Source organism: Enterobacter sp. QK-SA4 (genome assembly GCF_056856775.1).
The window spans coordinates 823,949-838,844 of sequence record NZ_JBXFXH010000007.1 but is presented as its reverse complement, the minus strand read 5'-3'; the positions used below and the strand labels follow the sequence as shown (position 1 = coordinate 838,844).

Below are 14,896 nucleotides of genomic sequence, written 5' to 3'. Positions count from 1 at the left end.
TATTTCATCCTTACCGACGCACGCCGGAGGCCGCCGCGCGCTCCAGCACCACCTGCGCGTGGTTAATAATCGGTGCATCCACCATTTTGCCGTTAAGCGAAACCACGCCCAGGCCGTTACGCTCGCCCTCTTCTGCCGCCTCAATCACCCTTCTGGCGTGATCCACCTCTTCCTGCGTCGGGGCGTAGGCGTTGTGCAGCAGGTCAATCTGGCGCGGGTTGATCAGCGATTTTCCGTTAAAGCCCATCTTGCGGATCAGATCGACCTCGCGCAGGAATCCGGCCTCGTCGTTAACGTCTGACCACACTACGTCGAAGGCGTCGATACCCGCCGCGCGGGCGGCGTGCAGCACGGCGCAGCGGGCGTAGAACAGCTCGGTGCCGTCGCCGCGCTCGGTCTGCATGTCCATCACGTAGTCAAAGGCGGCCAGCGCGATGCCGATGAGGCGCACAGAGCTGCGGGCAATCGCCACGGCGTTGATGACGCCAATGGCCGATTCAATCGCCGCCATCACGCGGGTGGAGCCGACCTCGCGGCCGCACTCCTGCTCAATACGCTCGAGGTGGCCTTCCAGCTCGTAGATATCGTCCGGCGTGTCGGTTTTCGGCAGGCGGATCACGTCCACGCCGGCCCGCACGGCGGCCTCCAGATCCAGCAGGCCAAACGGCGTGCTGAGCGGGTTAATGCGCACTACGGTTTCGATATCCTGATACATCGGGTGCTGCAGGGCATGGAACACCAGCATGCGCGCGGTATCCTTCTCGCGCAGGGCAACGGCGTCCTCAAGGTCAAACATGATGGAGTCGGGACGGTAGATAAAAGCGGTGGAAAGCATGGCAGCGTTGGCGCCCGGCAGGAACAACATGCTGCGGCGGAGTTTGCTCATTTCAGCGCCCCCCAGTTGATGGCCTGTTCATCGGCTGCACGCATCAGCGCGCTTTGCAGGCGAGCGCGGATAACACAGTCCAGCGCCCCTTTGTCTTCAATAATAATTAATCCCTGGTGCACATTCATGGCGCGCAACGTGTCGTTGACCACCTGGCGAATTTGTTCGCCAAACTGCTTAATCACTTCACTGTGGATGACTATCTCCAGCTCGCCGTGAGCGGGAGCGATTTTCACCATCAGGTCGCTGGACTCCTGCGTTCCGGCCAGCGCCTCCCTTACAATTTTCATGATAAATTCCTGGTAGTTAAGCGACTTCCGCACTCGCACGGTAATGCGTTTCGAGATGCGCGAAGGTGGAGTCCGGGACAATCTCCCGGATCCGGGAAAACTGCTGTGTCTTCAGTAAGCGGCGCACTTCGGACGCTGAAATAGCGTTGCCGGTGGCCTTGATGCGCGGCATTTCCACCACCTCGATATGCGAGGCCAGCAGGTCGTGCAGCGTCTGGTTGTACTGGCGGGTGATATCGCAAAACGGCTCCGATCCGATGAAGCGGTGCGTGATGCCGAGCGCCGGGGCAATGAAGTCCCGGAAGATCAGCACGTCGATCTCGCTCCACGCCTGCTGCACTTTGCCGGTCTCCTTCAGGAAGTAGGCCGGGAAGGTGGCGCGGGAGATGATGTACTGCGAGCCTTCATGCACCACCACGTTCGGCAGATGCGCCACGCCCGCGCGCACCATCTCGAGGCGCGCGCTGAACGGGAAGAACGAGGCGTCTTCACGCACCACGAACAGGTGCAGGGCGTCGCACCGCTGCGCCGCCTGCTCCACCAGATGGCGGTGGCCGAGGGTGAACGGATTGGCGTTCATCACTATCGCGCCAACGTTCTCCCCGCACTTGCGCTTCGCGCGCAGGGAACGGCAGTAGCGTTCGATCCCCTGCGGGGTGTTTTCCATCAGCACGGCGTTGTTTCCGCTCTGGGCAATCGGCCAGAAGCCGCTGCGGGCAAAGCGCTCCCGATTGCACGGACGGGTGCAGAGAAAGAGGTGAAAATGGCCGCGCTCCAGCGCCGCATTTTCCACCTCTGCCAGCAGCCGCGCGCTGAGGTTCTCGCCGCGAAGCTGCTCGTTGACCGCCACGCATTTGATGACGTTGGCGGCAAGCCCTGCGCAACCCACCAGCTGCGAACCGGACCAGGCTTCGACAAACAGCGTAATGTCGTTGTCCAGGCCAAGGCCGCTGTCTGCCAGCAGGTAGCGGATCTGGCTTAAGCGTTCCGGGTGTTTCGCCACCAGCGTGTGGCGAAAATCGATGGGTTGACTGTTCATGCCGCCTTACTCAGTGTGCTGCCGCAAGCCCGACGGCTGGCGCTTCCACGATCACGTTGCTCAGATGACCGATATGCTCGATCTCCACCTCAATGCGATCCCCTTCCTTCATAAACAGCGGCGGATTGCGTTTTTTACCCACCCCGCCCGGAGATCCGGTGATGATCACGTCGCCCGGGCTTAAGCGGGTAAAGGTGCTGATGTACTCGATCAGCTCCGCCACCTTATGGATCATGCTGCTGGTGTTGTCTTCCTGCACCATGCGGCCGTTCAGCCAGGTGCGGATCGCAAGCTGGTGCGGATCCGGGATCTCATCCGCCGTCGCCATCCACGGCCCAAACGCGCCGGTTTTGCGCCAGTTTTTACCGGCGGTGAACCAGGTGTGCTGCCAGTCGCGGGCGGAGCCGTCCATGTAGCAGCTGTAGCCCGCCACGTGGCGCAGGGCGTCGTCGCGGCTGATGTTCTCCCCGCCTTTGCCGATGATCACCGCCAGCTCGCCTTCATAGTCGAATTCGCTGGAGTGGCGCGGCTTCAGCACCGGCTCGTTGTGGCCGGTCTGTGAATCCGGGAAGCGGACAAACAGCGTCGGGGCCGGATTATGCTGGTCAAACTCCTTGCGCTTGTCGGCATAGTTCATGCCCACGCAGAGGATCTTTTCCGGCTGCTCAATCACCGGTAAGAAGGTGATGGCGCTCAGCGGCACGTCCACGGCGTCGTTCAGGTAGCGGGTGGCCTGCGCCAGCCCGTTGCCCTGCAGCAGCGCCTTGAGGTCGCTGTAGCGGTCGCCGAGACGGCGGCCTAAATCAATCACGCCGTCGGCCTGGACGATGCCGTAGCTGCGTTTTCCCTGGTATAAAAAGCTTGCGAGTTTCATTGTTCTTTCCTGAAAACTTAAACGAGGAAGTTGCCCAGAATCAGCAGTGAGACAGAGACGTTAATCGCCCCGCCGATACGGGTAGCAATCTGGGCGAACGGCATCAGGCTCATGCGGTTGCCTGCGGTCAGGATCGCCACGTCGCCGGTACCGCCCTGGCCGCTCTGGCAGCAGGAGACGATGGCGACATCAATCGGATGCATACCAATCTTTTTGCCGACGAAGAAGCCGGTGGCGACCAGTGCAGAAACGGTGCTGACAATTACCAGCAGGTTGCTGACGGTGAACGCCGCCACCAGTTCATGCCACGGGGTGATAGCCACGCCGACGGCGAAGAGGATTGGGTAGGTCACGGAGGTCTGGAAGAATTTGTACACCACCTGAGAGCCTTCCAGCAGACGCGGAGAGGCGCCGTTGCAGAGCTTCACCAGTACCGCCATAAACAGCATGCCGACCGGAGCAGGCAGGCCAATCAGCTTGTGGCCGAGCATGCCCAGCATGTAGAGCAGCACCGCCAGCAGCGCGCCGGAGGCGATAGTGGTGACGTCCGCTTTGCCGGAAAAAGCAGGCTGAGAGACCGTTGCATCGGCATTCGCGCGGTTAGGCATCAGCTGGCCTTCACCGGTCAGGTGCGGGAAGCGTTTACCGAGCTGGTTCAGGCAGCCGGAGATGATGATTGCCGTCAGACCGCCGAGCATGACCATCGGCAGCACGCGACCGAGCGCAACGCCCTGGTCCATGTGCAGCAGGGTGGCATAGCCGATGGAAAGCGGGATCGCCCCTTCCCCGACGCCGCCCGCCATAATCGGCAGAATGATAAAGAAGAAGATCTGGAACGGCTCAAGACCCAGCGCCAGGCCGACGCCCATCCCCACCAGCATGCCGACGATTTCGCCGCACAGCATCGGGAAGAAGATGCGCAGGAAGCCCTGAATCAGCACCGTGCGGTTCATGCTCATGATGCTGCCGACGATGATGCAGCAGATGTAGAGATAGAGAATGTTGGTGGATTTGTAGAATTTGGTGGTGGACTCGACCACCACGTCCGGCAGCAGGCCATAATAGACCAGCGCGGAAGGGATAAAGGTGGCGCAAATCGCCGCCGCGCCGAGCTTGCCGACAATCGGCAGGCGTTTGCCAAACTCGCCGCAGGCAAAGCCGAAGAAGGCCAGCGTTGCCACCATGACCACGATATCGCTCGGCAGTTTTCCGCCCAGGCAATCAATCGCAATCAGCGCGCCCGCCAGAACGAACAGCGGCAGAGGAATAATCCCAACTTTCCAGGTATCCATAATATGCCACCAGCACTCTTTGAGCGAAGGCTGCTGAATTTCAATCGGGTCGTGGGTAACAGAGAAAGAATCGTCAGTTGTGCTCATAATAAGCCCCTTGGTTATTTTGTGCGTTCAGCTTAGAGTCACAAAGGCTTACTTTATGTGAGGGATGGCATATTAAAAGCGAAGTTTTAATGGCTGCTATGGTTTTAATGGTTTCTTTTGTTTAATGTGATTTATACCTTATTTATGGCCGTGGTTTTTATGGTTTCTTTTCCGAATTGAACAAACAAATAACATTTGCTCGCGCAGCCCGAAGTACGTTCGCCTTCAGGTTAACTCTTTTACAGCGCCCGCTGTGCAAGGGATCACAAGTTTTCGGCAAAGCGGGCGTCAGCGCGAAAAAAGATGATATATTGGCGATCTTTGCTGCTACCTCGCGTGATAGTTATGAAAGTCTCTTTCCAGATTAAGCTGTTTATTTCGCTGGTTGCCTTTTTCTCAGTGCTTTTCGCGCTGCTGGGCGGATATTATTATGCCGACGTCGGGAAACAGCTTTATCAGGAAATGAGTACGCGTGCCAAAATACAGGCTGAAGAGATTGCGCTTATTCCGACATTGCGTAATGAAGTTGAACAAAAGAATATCAACGCCATCCATGATTTTATGCAGAAGATTTCTGCGCACAGTGACGCCAGCTTTATTGTGATTGGTGATAATAAAGGGCAGCATCTTTTTCACTCCGTATTTGCCGACAGAGTGGGCACAACCCTGGTTGGCGGAGACAATGAAGCCGTGTTGCAGGGTAAAAGCACCACCACCATCCGCAAAGGCGGGCTGGGTATTTCGCTGCGCAGCAAAGCCCCCATTTTCAATGCTGCCGGACAGGTGGTCGGCATTGTTTCGGTAGGCTATCTCACCAGCTACCTTGATACCATTACCGTCAGTAAGGTGGTCAATATCCTGATTGCCGCCGTGCTGCTGCTGATCGCTCTCTTTGTCTTCTCCTGGTTCTTTACCCGCAGCATCAAGAAGCAGATCTTCTCCCTTGAGCCGCGCGATATCGGCCTGCTGGTGCGCCAGCAGAAGGCGATGATGGAGTCTATTTATGAAGGGGTGATTGCCATTGACGCTCAAAGGCGGATTGAAGTCATCAACCAGGCGGCGCGCAAGCTGCTGGGTCTGAGCCAGCCGGCCCGCGAGCTGCGCGGACAGCTGATAAGCCAGGTGATCGATCCGGTCCCGTTCTTCGACACGCAGACGATGCTGGCGAAAGATACCCATGACGAGATTTGTCGTTTTAACGATCTCACGGTGATTGCCAGCCGGGTGCACATCATGCTTGAGGGGTCGCTGCAGGGCTGGGTGATCACCTTCCGCGATCGCAACGAGATCGACTCGCTAAGCGCCCAGCTCAGCCAGGTTAAACGCTATGTCGATAACCTGCGCATTATGCGCCACGAGCAGTTAAACAGGATGACGACCCTGTCCGGCCTGCTGCATATGGGTCGCTATGAGGAGGCGATTGGCTACATTCAGGCGCAGTCGGAACACGCCCAGGAGCTGTTGGACTTTATCTCTTCGCGCTTCAGTTCACCGACCCTGTGCGGCCTGCTGCTGGGGAAAGCCGCCCGCGCGCGGGAGAAAGGCGTCGAGCTGTGTTTCGACCCGGGCTGTCGGCTGGACAGACCGTTCCTGCCCCTTGGGGAGCAAGAGCTGATTTCGATTATTGGCAACCTGCTGGATAACGCCATCGAAGCAACACAGAGGTCGCCGCTTCCCCACGCGCCGGTAGAAGTGCTGATAAAACTCAGCGAACAGGAGCTGATTATTGAAGTGGCCGACCAGGGCGTTGGCATTACACCGGCGATCCGTGAGCGGATCTTTGAACGCGGCATCACCACCAAAACGCGCGGCGATCATGGGATTGGCCTGTATCTGATCGAAAGCTACGTCACACAGGCTGGCGGCGCGATAGAAGTTGCCGATAATACCCCGCGCGGCGCCATTTTCTCCTTGTTTATCCCGGCCACGGGAACCGCCCGGCAACTGGAAGACACCGACTATGCAACATGAACTTATCGACGTACTGATTGTTGAAGACGAGAACGAACTGGCGCAACTGCACGCGGAGCTGATAGGCAAACATCCGCGTCTGAGGCTGGTAGGCATTGCCTCGTCGCTGGCTGCGGCCCAGGCAGAGCTTGAAAGCAAACAGCCGCAGCTGATGCTGCTGGATAACTACCTGCCGGACGGTAAAGGCATCTCGCTTATCAATAACCCCATGCTGGCCCGCGCCAACTGCTCGGTGATTTTTATTACTGCCGCCAGCGATATGGACACCTGCAGCCAGGCGATTCGCAACGGTGCGTTCGACTACATCCTCAAACCCGTCTCCTGGAAGCGGCTCAGCCAGTCGCTGGAGCGGTTCGTGCAGTTTGCCGAACAGCAGCGCGTCTGGAAGATTGTCGACCAGCAGAACGTGGATTCGCTGTATCAGCTTCAGGCGAAAAACTACCGCCTGGACAACGGCAGTAAAGGCATTGAGGAAAATACGCTGGCGCGGGTACAGTCGCTGTTTAACGATAAGGCAACGCACTGCTTTACCGTGGATGAGGTGGTGAGCGAAACGGGATTAAGCAAAACGACCACCCGGCGCTATCTGGAGCACTGCGTGGAGGCGGGTTTTCTGACGGTGGAGATGCTGTACGGCAAGATTGGGCATCCGAGGAGGATGTACAAGCGTAGTGCGGTTTGATGAAACGTTCCCCCTCAACCCGGCCCTCCCCCCAAAGGGGCGAGGGGGAAAAGACGGCCCCGTACAATCCCCTCTCCCCTTTGGGGAGAGGGTTAGGGTGAGGGGGCTACCTTAATACATACCCATACAGCCGCTTAATCCCGTCGGCATCCTTCTCGCTGTAAACTCCCTGCAGCTCCGGCGAGAAGCCCGGCAGCAGGTTGACGCCCTCCTCCAGCGCCAGGAAGTAACGCTGTACCGCCCCGCCCCAGACTTCACCCGGCACCACGCACAGCACGCCCGGCGGATAGGGCAGCGCCCCTTCGGCAGCAATGCGCCCTGCGGCATCCCGAATGCGAACCAGCTCCACGTCACCGCGAATATAGGCCCGGTTTGCATCCTGCGGGTTCATCACCACCTCAGGCAGACTCTCCTTGCGGAACATCGCCTTCTGCAGATCCTTCACGTCAAAGCTGACGTAGAGATCGTGCATCTCCTGGCACAGCTGGCGGAGGGTGTAATCCCGGTAGCGCACCGGGTATTTCAGGAAGATCGTCGGCAGCACGTCCGCCAGCGGCGTGTCGTCTTCAATATGCTGTTCGAACTGGCCCAGCATCGCCACCAGCTGCGCCAGCTTCTCGCTGCTTTCGGCAGGCGTCAGCAGGAACAGGATCGAATTGAGGTCGCATTTCTCCGGCACGATGCCGTTTTCGCGCAGGTAGTGCGCCAGAATCGTCGCCGGGATCCCGAAATCGGTGTACTCCCCGGTTTCGGCATCGATACCCGGCGTGGTCAGCAGGAGCTTACACGGGTCGACAAAGTACTGCTCGCGGGCATAGCCCTCAAAGCCGTGCCATTTGGCCCCCGGCTCAAAGCTGAAGAAGCGCAGCTCGCTGGCAATGGCGTGCGTCGGATGATCCTGCCACGGCCGCCCCGCCACCACCGGCGGGATAAACGGTTTGATCATATGACAGTTCGCAATGATCGCCTTGCGCGCCTCAATCCCCAGCTCGACGCACTCCGCCCACAGCCTGCGTCCGCTTTCCCCTTCGTGGATCTTGGCATTCACATCCAGCGCGGCGAACAGCGGATAAAACGGGCTGGTGGAGGCGTGCAGCATAAACGCGTTGTTCAGCCGCTTGTGCGGGCAGAAACGCGCCTGACCGCGAATGTGGTTATCCTTTTTATGGATCTGCGACGTTTGCGAGAATCCGGCCTGCTGTTTGTGCACCGACTGGGTCACGAAAATCCCCGGATCGTTCTCGTTCAATTCCAGCAAGAGCGGGGACGTTTCCGCCATCATTGGAATAAACTGCTCGTAGCCCACCCAGGCGGAGTCAAAGAGGATGTAGTCGCACAGATGACCGATCTTGTCGATCACCTGGCGGGCGTTGTAGATCGTCCCGTCGTAGGTGCCAAGCTGAATGATCGCTAGGCGGAACGGACGCGCCTCGTCGGCTTTTTCCGGCGCCGCCTCGCGGATAAGATCCCGCAGATAGGCATCGTCAAAGCAGTGGTCGTCAATTCCGCCAATAAAGCCAAACGGGTTACGCGCGGCCTCAAGATAAACCGGCGTAGCGCCCGCCTGGATCAGCGCCCCGTGGTGGTTAGACTTATGGTTATTGCGGTCGAACAGCACCAGGTCGCCGCGGGTCAGCAGCGCGTTGGTCACCACCTTGTTTGCCGCTGACGTGCCGTTCAGCACGAAGTAGGTTTTGTCCGCATTGAACACTTTTGCCGCGAACTTTTGCGCGTGCTTGGCGGACCCTTCGTGGATCAGCAGATCGCCCAGCTTCACGTCGGCGTTGCACATGTCGGCGCGAAACACGTTCTCACCGAAGAAATCATAGAACTGTCGCCCTGCCGGGTGTTTTTTGAAAAAGGCCCCGTGCTGGTGGCCCGGACAGGCGAAAGTGCTGTTGCCCATCTCCACATACTGGCTCAGGGTGTCGAAAAAAGGCGGCAGCAGATTCTCTTCGTAACGGCTGGCAGCGCTCTCCAGTTCCAGAAATTCCTGAGCTTTACCCGATATAACCGCGGTGGCGCCATCGGGTACGTCCGTAGGCTCCTGCGAGAAAATAAACACCGGTAGCTGAAAGCCCGTGCGTTTCAGCAGTGCAAGAATGCCGCTGCGACTTTCAGCCGTTGTGATGACGACGGCCGCCACATCGGTAAAATCAGTGCTGTCCAGCGTCACCTTTTCGCGGTGCGTAGACACAGTTGAAAGTAGCTCGCGGCTGACGGCAATTTTCATGGTTTTCATAGGCGCAGTTACCCTCACCGGGCGGTGAGACAGGGAGGAGAAAATTCGCGCAATAATGTCACCTTTTATTTTGAGGTGCAAGAAGGAATCAGTATGCACCAAATCAACCAAAGCTAAGGCCCGCGCAGCCCTGCCGTGCCATAATAATGCACTATCAATGATTAAATAACAGGAGTTAACTTTGGTTATTGGCCCATTTATTAACGCAGGCGCCGTATTGCTGGGCGGCGTACTCGGCGCCGTGCTGAGCCAGCGGTTGCCAGAGCGTATTCGCACCTCCATGCCCTCAATATTCGGCCTGGCATCGTTAGGGATCGGTATTCTTCTCGTGATCAAATGCGCCAACCTGCCGGTGATGGTGCTGGCCACCCTGCTCGGCGCGCTGATTGGCGAATTTTGCTATCTGGAAAAAGGCATTAACAGCGCGGTGAGCAGAGCCAAAAACATGATAACCCGACCGGGCAAGGCGAAACACGGCACGCACGAGACGTTTATTCAGAACTATGTCGCCATCATTATTCTGTTTTGCGCCAGCGGCACCGGGATTTTCGGTTCGATGCAGGAAGGGATGACGGGCGACCCAAGCATATTGATTGCGAAAGCGTTCCTTGATTTCTTCACCGCCACCATTTTCGCCACTACCCTTGGCGTCGCCGTGGCGGCGATTTGCATCCCGATGCTGCTTATTCAACTCGCGCTCGCCACCTGCGCCACGCTGATTCTCCCGCTCACAACGCCGGCGATGATGGCAGACTTTACCGCCGTCGGCGGCCTGCTGCTGTTGGCTACCGGGCTGCGCATCTGTGGGATCAAGATGTTTGCCGTGGTGAACATGCTGCCCGCACTGCTGCTCGCCATGCCGCTCTCCGCGCTCTGGACGCACTTTTTCGCTTAATGATGCGGCAAAATGGTGAGAGATTGCGCAGTCTGTAACGAAAACAACATTTTTCGTTGACGCCACGGGGCAGATCGGGTTTAATGCGCCCCGTTGCCCGGATAGCTCAGTCGGTAGAGCAGGGGATTGAAAATCCCCGTGTCCTTGGTTCGATTCCGAGTCCGGGCACCACTATTTAAAGAACCCGCCCTCGTGGCGGGTTTTTGCTATATGGCTTCGGCCGATTTCTGGGCGCTGCTAAGCGTGGCTTTAATGCAGGCACGCTTACGCTAATAGCCCGGTAAGTTAATACAGGCGGTGGCTCTTTTTATCACTTAATTTTGCCGGATAAATTGCTGACCTGATTTGAAAGGTTGTCGTTGCTCCGCTTCATGTCATCAAGGCTTCTTTGCAATCGCTCGATCTTACTCTCCTGCTCAGAATTCTTTCTCTCAAGCTGTAAAACCTTCTGAGTTAGCTCATCGACCTTGCGGTTGTCGGACTTCACCTTCCTCAGGCTATCCTGCATCTCCTGTAGATCCGACTCCCTGAAATCAGAAGGCTCGATTTCATCTGCATCAGAAATTACCGGGATATATCCTCCATTAGCGCTGCTGGGTTTGATACTAACCTGAACTTTATTTAGCCCCGCAGAGTGCGCGTAACCTATTGAAGAAAAATAAAAAAAAACAACACACAGACCAGACAGATATTTATTCATTTCTAACGTCCTTTTAAATTTTTCAATCACTTCCAGGAGTCTCCTTCTGGTATCACCCGCTCAGGATAAAACACATGGCTTAGCCTCTGGCAGTTCATAAACGGGGGTAAAGAGCAGAAGATACTATTCGTTTTTCATTATAATACGCGTTTCCTCTCCCCAAAAATCCAACCGCCACCCGCTCATTTTCTGCCACCTTACATCCGCCGGTATCAGATAAGCGCGTTGCCACGCACCTTATTAACGAACCCGCCCTCGTGGCGGTTTTTTGCTTTTGAATTCCTGACAACTTTAGGGATCGTTCCCACCTGCGTCCAGCAGTTTGTTTTTAAAGATAAACAAACACGCCTCGTTGAAGTTCTCCGCCCCCAGCCGTTCCGAGAGCGCCGTTCTTTTGCGATAGAGGCTTTTCACCGACGTATTCAGCTCATCGGCGATGGCTTCCATCGGCATCCCTGCCCTCAGCAGCCGCAGCATGATCGCTTCGTGCGTGCTAAGACGTAAATTAAGCAGCCACTTCGTGGTCAGGCGCCGACCTTTCATATTGAGCACCAGGTTAAATAACGACGCCATATCCGGCGCGGTCAGCGACGTGTTCATAAATAACTTCATACTGAGCAGATTCTCCTCCCGGTGTCGCATATCGAGCATAACGCAGCAGATTGTTTTTTTCGTTCTGGCCGGATGGCGTATCAGGTAATCATATAAACGGAGCGGAGAACGACTATCAATCAATACAGAATATTCATCTGCACCGTTATCAAATATGTTTCTGTCAATCGAGTCGAGCAGGATAATATCCGGGAAAAATATCCGCATCCCTCTGACAAGGTAGCGATCCTGAGTCACTAAAACAATTGAAGTTGCCACTAACCATCCCTTTTAGATTAAAGCAAGCACGATCCCTCGCAAAGAAGGCCGCCTTCGTTTTATAGCGCTGTTATATTAACGATAAATGTATTCTGGCTTTGGACATCCCTCAATACAGACATTGATGAGAAAGACTTCCTGTAGACTATCATTCAATGGCTACCATTAATTATAAATAAAAAACAATCGCAGGAAAGTCACTTCTCAAAACATTAAGAATTTTTGTCATGAAACTTCCCAAACATGCACCAGAAAGTACTTTAATTGAGGCAGACAAACCCCATTAAAAATATATACAAAGCTGTCACAATAAAAATAATACACAGTAATTTCAATGAGTTAAAAATAAACATCTAATTCAATAAAAACGTCACAAAGCGCTCAATCCAGAATTATCTCAAAACGACACACCGGCTTTTCAACATATTTATCCGGCAACATATCAGGTGTACATTAGCTTTCACCCAGTCCACTAAGATAAGGATCCATAATTACCTTTAGGTAAGTACCCCGTAACATCACTGCATTCAGATTTAATGTTCTCATTTATGGCCTTTAACCCTGAGTTTAAAGGCGGCCGTGTTATGCAATGGATTCATGATAAACAAATGGCAAATAGATATGGAAAGTTCACTTCGCTTCAATACGTTATTCTTTTATCGCACCCCAACATTATTGTTTCTGTTATTCCTCTTTCCTGTTCTGGCTCAGGCGACAGAATCCGTTTATGAGCAACAGATTCAACAGGCGCGTAACGGTAATTACACGCCGTTTCTCGATTATCTTCAGCGTTATCAGCAGCAGCATGCCCTGACGCCTGAACAAGTTGCGGACTGGTTACAGGTTGCAGCCTGGGCGGGTCATGATAACGAGGTTATTCAGGTCTGGCAGCGTTACGGCATTTATATGCCGCTGCCCGCCCGCGGCGTTGCTGCCGTCGCGCAGTCCAGGCGAAATCAAAAAGCGTGGCAGCCGGCCCTGGCGCTCTGGAAAGAGGCGCATAGCCTTGCGCCGGATAACGATGATTATCGTATCGGCTATATCAAAACCCTGGCCGATGCCCGCATGGATACGCTTGCCCTGCAGGAAGCCCGACGGCTGGTAGCGGAAAATCCCTCTCAGGCGCATCTCCAGACGCTCTCGTATGTCTGGTTACGCCAGGGAAAAAGCTGGGATCGGCTTCTGGCAGACACCCGCGCGCTGAATGTCGCACCTGAGAATAAAGCGCTCCTCAGCGAACTAATCGACGCGCTAACGGATAGCCGGGTGAACACCCCCGCGCTCCAGCTTTCACAAAGCGTAACGCTGTCCCCCGCGGAGCGTCGTCGTCTTGAGCGTAATGCCGCTGCAGAACGGGTTCGCCTTGCCGATGTGCCTGGGAGAACAGAAAAGGAGCGCCTGCAGCTTGCGCAATCCACGCTGAATCGTTACGACGCTCTGCTTGCTCGCTGGCAAAAAGAGCCGCAGGCGGCGGAAGACGTCGTCCTTGCTCGTATCGACAGGCTTGGCGCGCTGTACGCCCATGCTGATTACCCACGGGTGATTAGCGAATATCAGGATCTTACGGCAGCCCAGCATCCGGTGCCGGGCTGGGCAATCGGCTGGGTCATCTCCGCGTATCTGCAGGAGCAAAACGCTGCCGCCGCCTTCTCGCTTCTGCAACGCTATCCGCAATACGCTTCCGACCCGCAGGACGAAGAGCACGCGCTTTTCTACGCCTGGCTGGATACGGGACAGTATCAGTCCGCCCGCCAGTACGTAGAGCGCCAGACCCACAACGTCCCGTGGACCCGCTACGATTTCGGCTCCCCAACCCCTCAGCCGAACGATCGATGGCTTACCGGACAGTCGCTCCGCTTTAACTATTTGCTGGCGACGAATGCCCTGCCGGAAGCCGAAAAGCTGGCGCACCGTCTGGCGACAACGGCGCCGGGCAATCAGGGATTACAGATTGACTACGCCACCCTGCTTCAGGCGCGGGGCCTGCCGCGCGCGGCCGAGCAAAAGCTGAAAAAAGCGGAGGCGCTGGAGCCGTCCAACACAGAGCTAGAGCAACAGCAGGCTTACGTCGCGATGGATCTGCAGGAGTGGCGACAGATGGATTTACTGGCCGACGACGTGCTGGCTCGCGCGCCCAACGATCGCAGCGCCAGACGTCTCGACAGGCTCAGAACGGTCCACCACATGTCCGAACTGCGCCTCAACGCGAGCAAGGGTTTGCACTCCGATAGCCCCGTCAGCGGGACACACGACCTGAGCTGGGACGCCACGCTCTATGGCCCACCCGTAGCGGACAGCTGGCGGCTGTTTGCGGGCACCCGCTATGCGCAGAGTAATTTCGATGAAGGCAAGGGCACCAGCCGTCACCTTTTGGGCGGCGTCGAGTGGCGACCACGCGACCTCCAGCTCGAAGCCGAGCTTTCCAGCAACCGCTATCACGGTGAAAACAAGCCGGGCGCTCGCCTCGCAACAACATACTTTGTGACCGATAGCTGGCAGGTCAGCGGCAGTCTGGAACGCCTGTCGCGCACCACGCCCCTTCGGGCGTTACGCAACGGAATTAGCGCCAACCGGGGTGAAGGCGGAGTGCGCTGGTATCAAAACGAGCGGCGTGAGTACCAGTTCAGCGCCGCCCTCAGCCGCTTCTCCGACCATAACCGTCGCCAGGAATACACCCTTACGGGCAAGGAGCGTCTCTGGCAGACCCCGTCCCTGACGCTGGATCTCGAACCGGGGATCGCCGGCAGCAAAAACAGCCTGCGGGACACGCTTTATTACAACCCGGTGCGGGATCTGTCCGTGACGGCTGCCCTGGCCGTTGACCATGAGATGGTCCGCCATTACGACACCCTCTGGAGCCAGCAGTTTGTGGCGGGAGGCGGCAGCTACTGGCAGAAAAATCAGTCCGCTGGCGCCATCGCCCTGCTGGGTTACGGACAGCGCGTCCAGTGGAACAACGTCATTGATACCGGCGTGATGCTGAACTGGGATAAACGCCCTTACGACGGCAAACGCGAGAGCAATCTCTCCGTCACGTTTGACGCGACTTTACGCTTTTAAGGATGAAT

12 protein-coding genes and 1 tRNA gene are annotated in these 14,896 nt (G+C 56.4%); 5 read left to right on the top strand and 8 right to left on the bottom strand.

The window, feature by feature from the left end:
* Window positions 1-10: 10 nt before the first annotated feature.
* Genes citE through AC1VYI_RS05635 form a run of 5 tightly spaced genes read right to left on the bottom strand, consistent with a single transcriptional unit; the run spans window position 11 to window position 4,468 of the window.
* Window positions 11-886, bottom strand: a complete 876-nt coding sequence (citE, locus tag AC1VYI_RS05655) for a citrate (pro-3S)-lyase subunit beta (protein ID WP_134867165.1) — start codon at window positions 884-886, stop codon at window positions 11-13.
* Entirely contained in the window at window positions 883-1,176 is a 294-nt protein-coding gene (gene citD / locus AC1VYI_RS05650; protein ID WP_008499773.1) for a citrate lyase acyl carrier protein, read from the bottom strand. Before citD ends, citE begins: the two co-directional genes overlap by 4 nt.
* A 16-nt stretch (window positions 1,177-1,192) precedes the next feature.
* Window positions 1,193-2,215: a [citrate (pro-3S)-lyase] ligase gene (gene citC, locus AC1VYI_RS05645; RefSeq protein WP_023309144.1), complete on the bottom strand. Its 1,023-nt coding sequence runs from the start codon at window positions 2,213-2,215 to the stop codon at window positions 1,193-1,195.
* Between the two features lie 10 nt (window positions 2,216-2,225).
* Window positions 2,226-3,089 carry a fumarylacetoacetate hydrolase family protein gene (locus tag AC1VYI_RS05640; RefSeq protein WP_032660021.1) on the bottom strand — a complete coding sequence of 288 codons (864 nt, stop codon included), beginning with the start codon at window positions 3,087-3,089 and terminating at the stop codon, window positions 2,226-2,228.
* 17 nt (window positions 3,090-3,106) lie between these two features.
* Window positions 3,107-4,468 (bottom strand): 2-hydroxycarboxylate transporter family protein, encoded by a 1,362-nt coding sequence (locus AC1VYI_RS05635; RefSeq protein WP_134867164.1) that lies wholly within the window; start codon window positions 4,466-4,468, stop codon window positions 3,107-3,109.
* Window positions 4,469-4,813: 345 nt separating this feature from the next.
* Here AC1VYI_RS05635 and AC1VYI_RS05630 point away from each other — a divergent pair, with 345 nt between their 5' ends.
* Window positions 4,814-6,439 carry an ATP-binding protein gene (locus AC1VYI_RS05630; RefSeq protein WP_226484266.1) on the top strand — a complete coding sequence of 542 codons (1,626 nt, stop codon included), beginning with the start codon at window positions 4,814-4,816 and terminating at the stop codon, window positions 6,437-6,439.
* Window positions 6,429-7,121: a response regulator gene (locus AC1VYI_RS05625; RefSeq protein WP_134867163.1), complete on the top strand. Its 693-nt coding sequence runs from the start codon at window positions 6,429-6,431 to the stop codon at window positions 7,119-7,121. Before AC1VYI_RS05630 ends, AC1VYI_RS05625 begins: the two co-directional genes overlap by 11 nt.
* A gap of 106 nt (window positions 7,122-7,227) precedes the next feature.
* Here AC1VYI_RS05625 and AC1VYI_RS05620 read toward each other — a convergent pair whose 3' ends face one another.
* Window positions 7,228-9,363, bottom strand: coding sequence for an ornithine decarboxylase (locus AC1VYI_RS05620; RefSeq protein ID WP_134867162.1), 2,136 nt, complete (start codon window positions 9,361-9,363; stop codon window positions 7,228-7,230).
* A gap of 181 nt (window positions 9,364-9,544) precedes the next feature.
* Here AC1VYI_RS05620 and AC1VYI_RS05615 point away from each other — a divergent pair, with 181 nt between their 5' ends.
* Together AC1VYI_RS05615 and AC1VYI_RS05610 are read left to right on the top strand one after the other, a co-directional pair.
* Window positions 9,545-10,258, top strand: a complete 714-nt coding sequence (locus tag AC1VYI_RS05615) for a DUF554 domain-containing protein (protein WP_047743796.1) — start codon at window positions 9,545-9,547, stop codon at window positions 10,256-10,258.
* A gap of 95 nt (window positions 10,259-10,353) precedes the next feature.
* A tRNA-Phe gene (locus AC1VYI_RS05610) sits at window positions 10,354-10,429 on the top strand.
* 139 nt (window positions 10,430-10,568) lie between these two features.
* Here the strand turns inward: AC1VYI_RS05610 and AC1VYI_RS05605 are convergent.
* Entirely contained in the window at window positions 10,569-10,958 is a 390-nt protein-coding gene (locus tag AC1VYI_RS05605) for a DUF460 domain-containing protein (protein WP_134867425.1), read from the bottom strand.
* Between the two features lie 291 nt (window positions 10,959-11,249).
* Window positions 11,250-11,777: a helix-turn-helix domain-containing protein gene (locus AC1VYI_RS05600; RefSeq protein ID WP_045403948.1), complete on the bottom strand. Its 528-nt coding sequence runs from the start codon at window positions 11,775-11,777 to the stop codon at window positions 11,250-11,252.
* A 672-nt stretch (window positions 11,778-12,449) separates the two neighbouring features.
* Here AC1VYI_RS05600 and pgaA point away from each other — a divergent pair.
* Window positions 12,450-14,888 (top strand): poly-beta-1,6 N-acetyl-D-glucosamine export porin PgaA, encoded by a 2,439-nt coding sequence (gene pgaA / locus AC1VYI_RS05595; protein ID WP_134867160.1) that lies wholly within the window; start codon window positions 12,450-12,452, stop codon window positions 14,886-14,888.
* The last annotated feature ends 8 nt before the right edge of the window (window positions 14,889-14,896 follow it).

What these genes read in the sequence shown, in the direction of transcription:
- citE (WP_134867165.1), bottom strand. Translation starts at nt 886, where the DNA reads ATGAGCAAACTCCGCCGCAGCATGTTGTTCCTGCCGGGCGCCAACGCT.
- citD (WP_008499773.1), bottom strand. Translation starts at nt 1,176, where the DNA reads ATGAAAATTGTAAGGGAGGCGCTGGCCGGAACGCAGGAGTCCAGCGAC.
- citC (WP_023309144.1), bottom strand. Translation starts at nt 2,215, where the DNA reads ATGAACAGTCAACCCATCGATTTTCGCCACACGCTGGTGGCGAAACAC.
- AC1VYI_RS05640 (WP_032660021.1), bottom strand. Translation starts at nt 3,089, where the DNA reads ATGAAACTCGCAAGCTTTTTATACCAGGGAAAACGCAGCTACGGCATC.
- AC1VYI_RS05635 (WP_134867164.1), bottom strand. Translation starts at nt 4,468, where the DNA reads ATGAGCACAACTGACGATTCTTTCTCTGTTACCCACGACCCGATTGAA.
- AC1VYI_RS05630 (WP_226484266.1), top strand. Translation starts at nt 4,814, where the DNA reads ATGAAAGTCTCTTTCCAGATTAAGCTGTTTATTTCGCTGGTTGCCTTT.
- AC1VYI_RS05625 (WP_134867163.1), top strand. Translation starts at nt 6,429, where the DNA reads ATGCAACATGAACTTATCGACGTACTGATTGTTGAAGACGAGAACGAA.
- AC1VYI_RS05620 (WP_134867162.1), bottom strand. Translation starts at nt 9,363, where the DNA reads ATGAAAACCATGAAAATTGCCGTCAGCCGCGAGCTACTTTCAACTGTG.
- AC1VYI_RS05605 (WP_134867425.1), bottom strand. Translation starts at nt 10,958, where the DNA reads ATGAATAAATATCTGTCTGGTCTGTGTGTTGTTTTTTTTTATTTTTCT.
- AC1VYI_RS05600 (WP_045403948.1), bottom strand. Translation starts at nt 11,777, where the DNA reads ATGCGGATATTTTTCCCGGATATTATCCTGCTCGACTCGATTGACAGA.
- pgaA (WP_134867160.1), top strand. Translation starts at nt 12,450, where the DNA reads ATGGAAAGTTCACTTCGCTTCAATACGTTATTCTTTTATCGCACCCCA.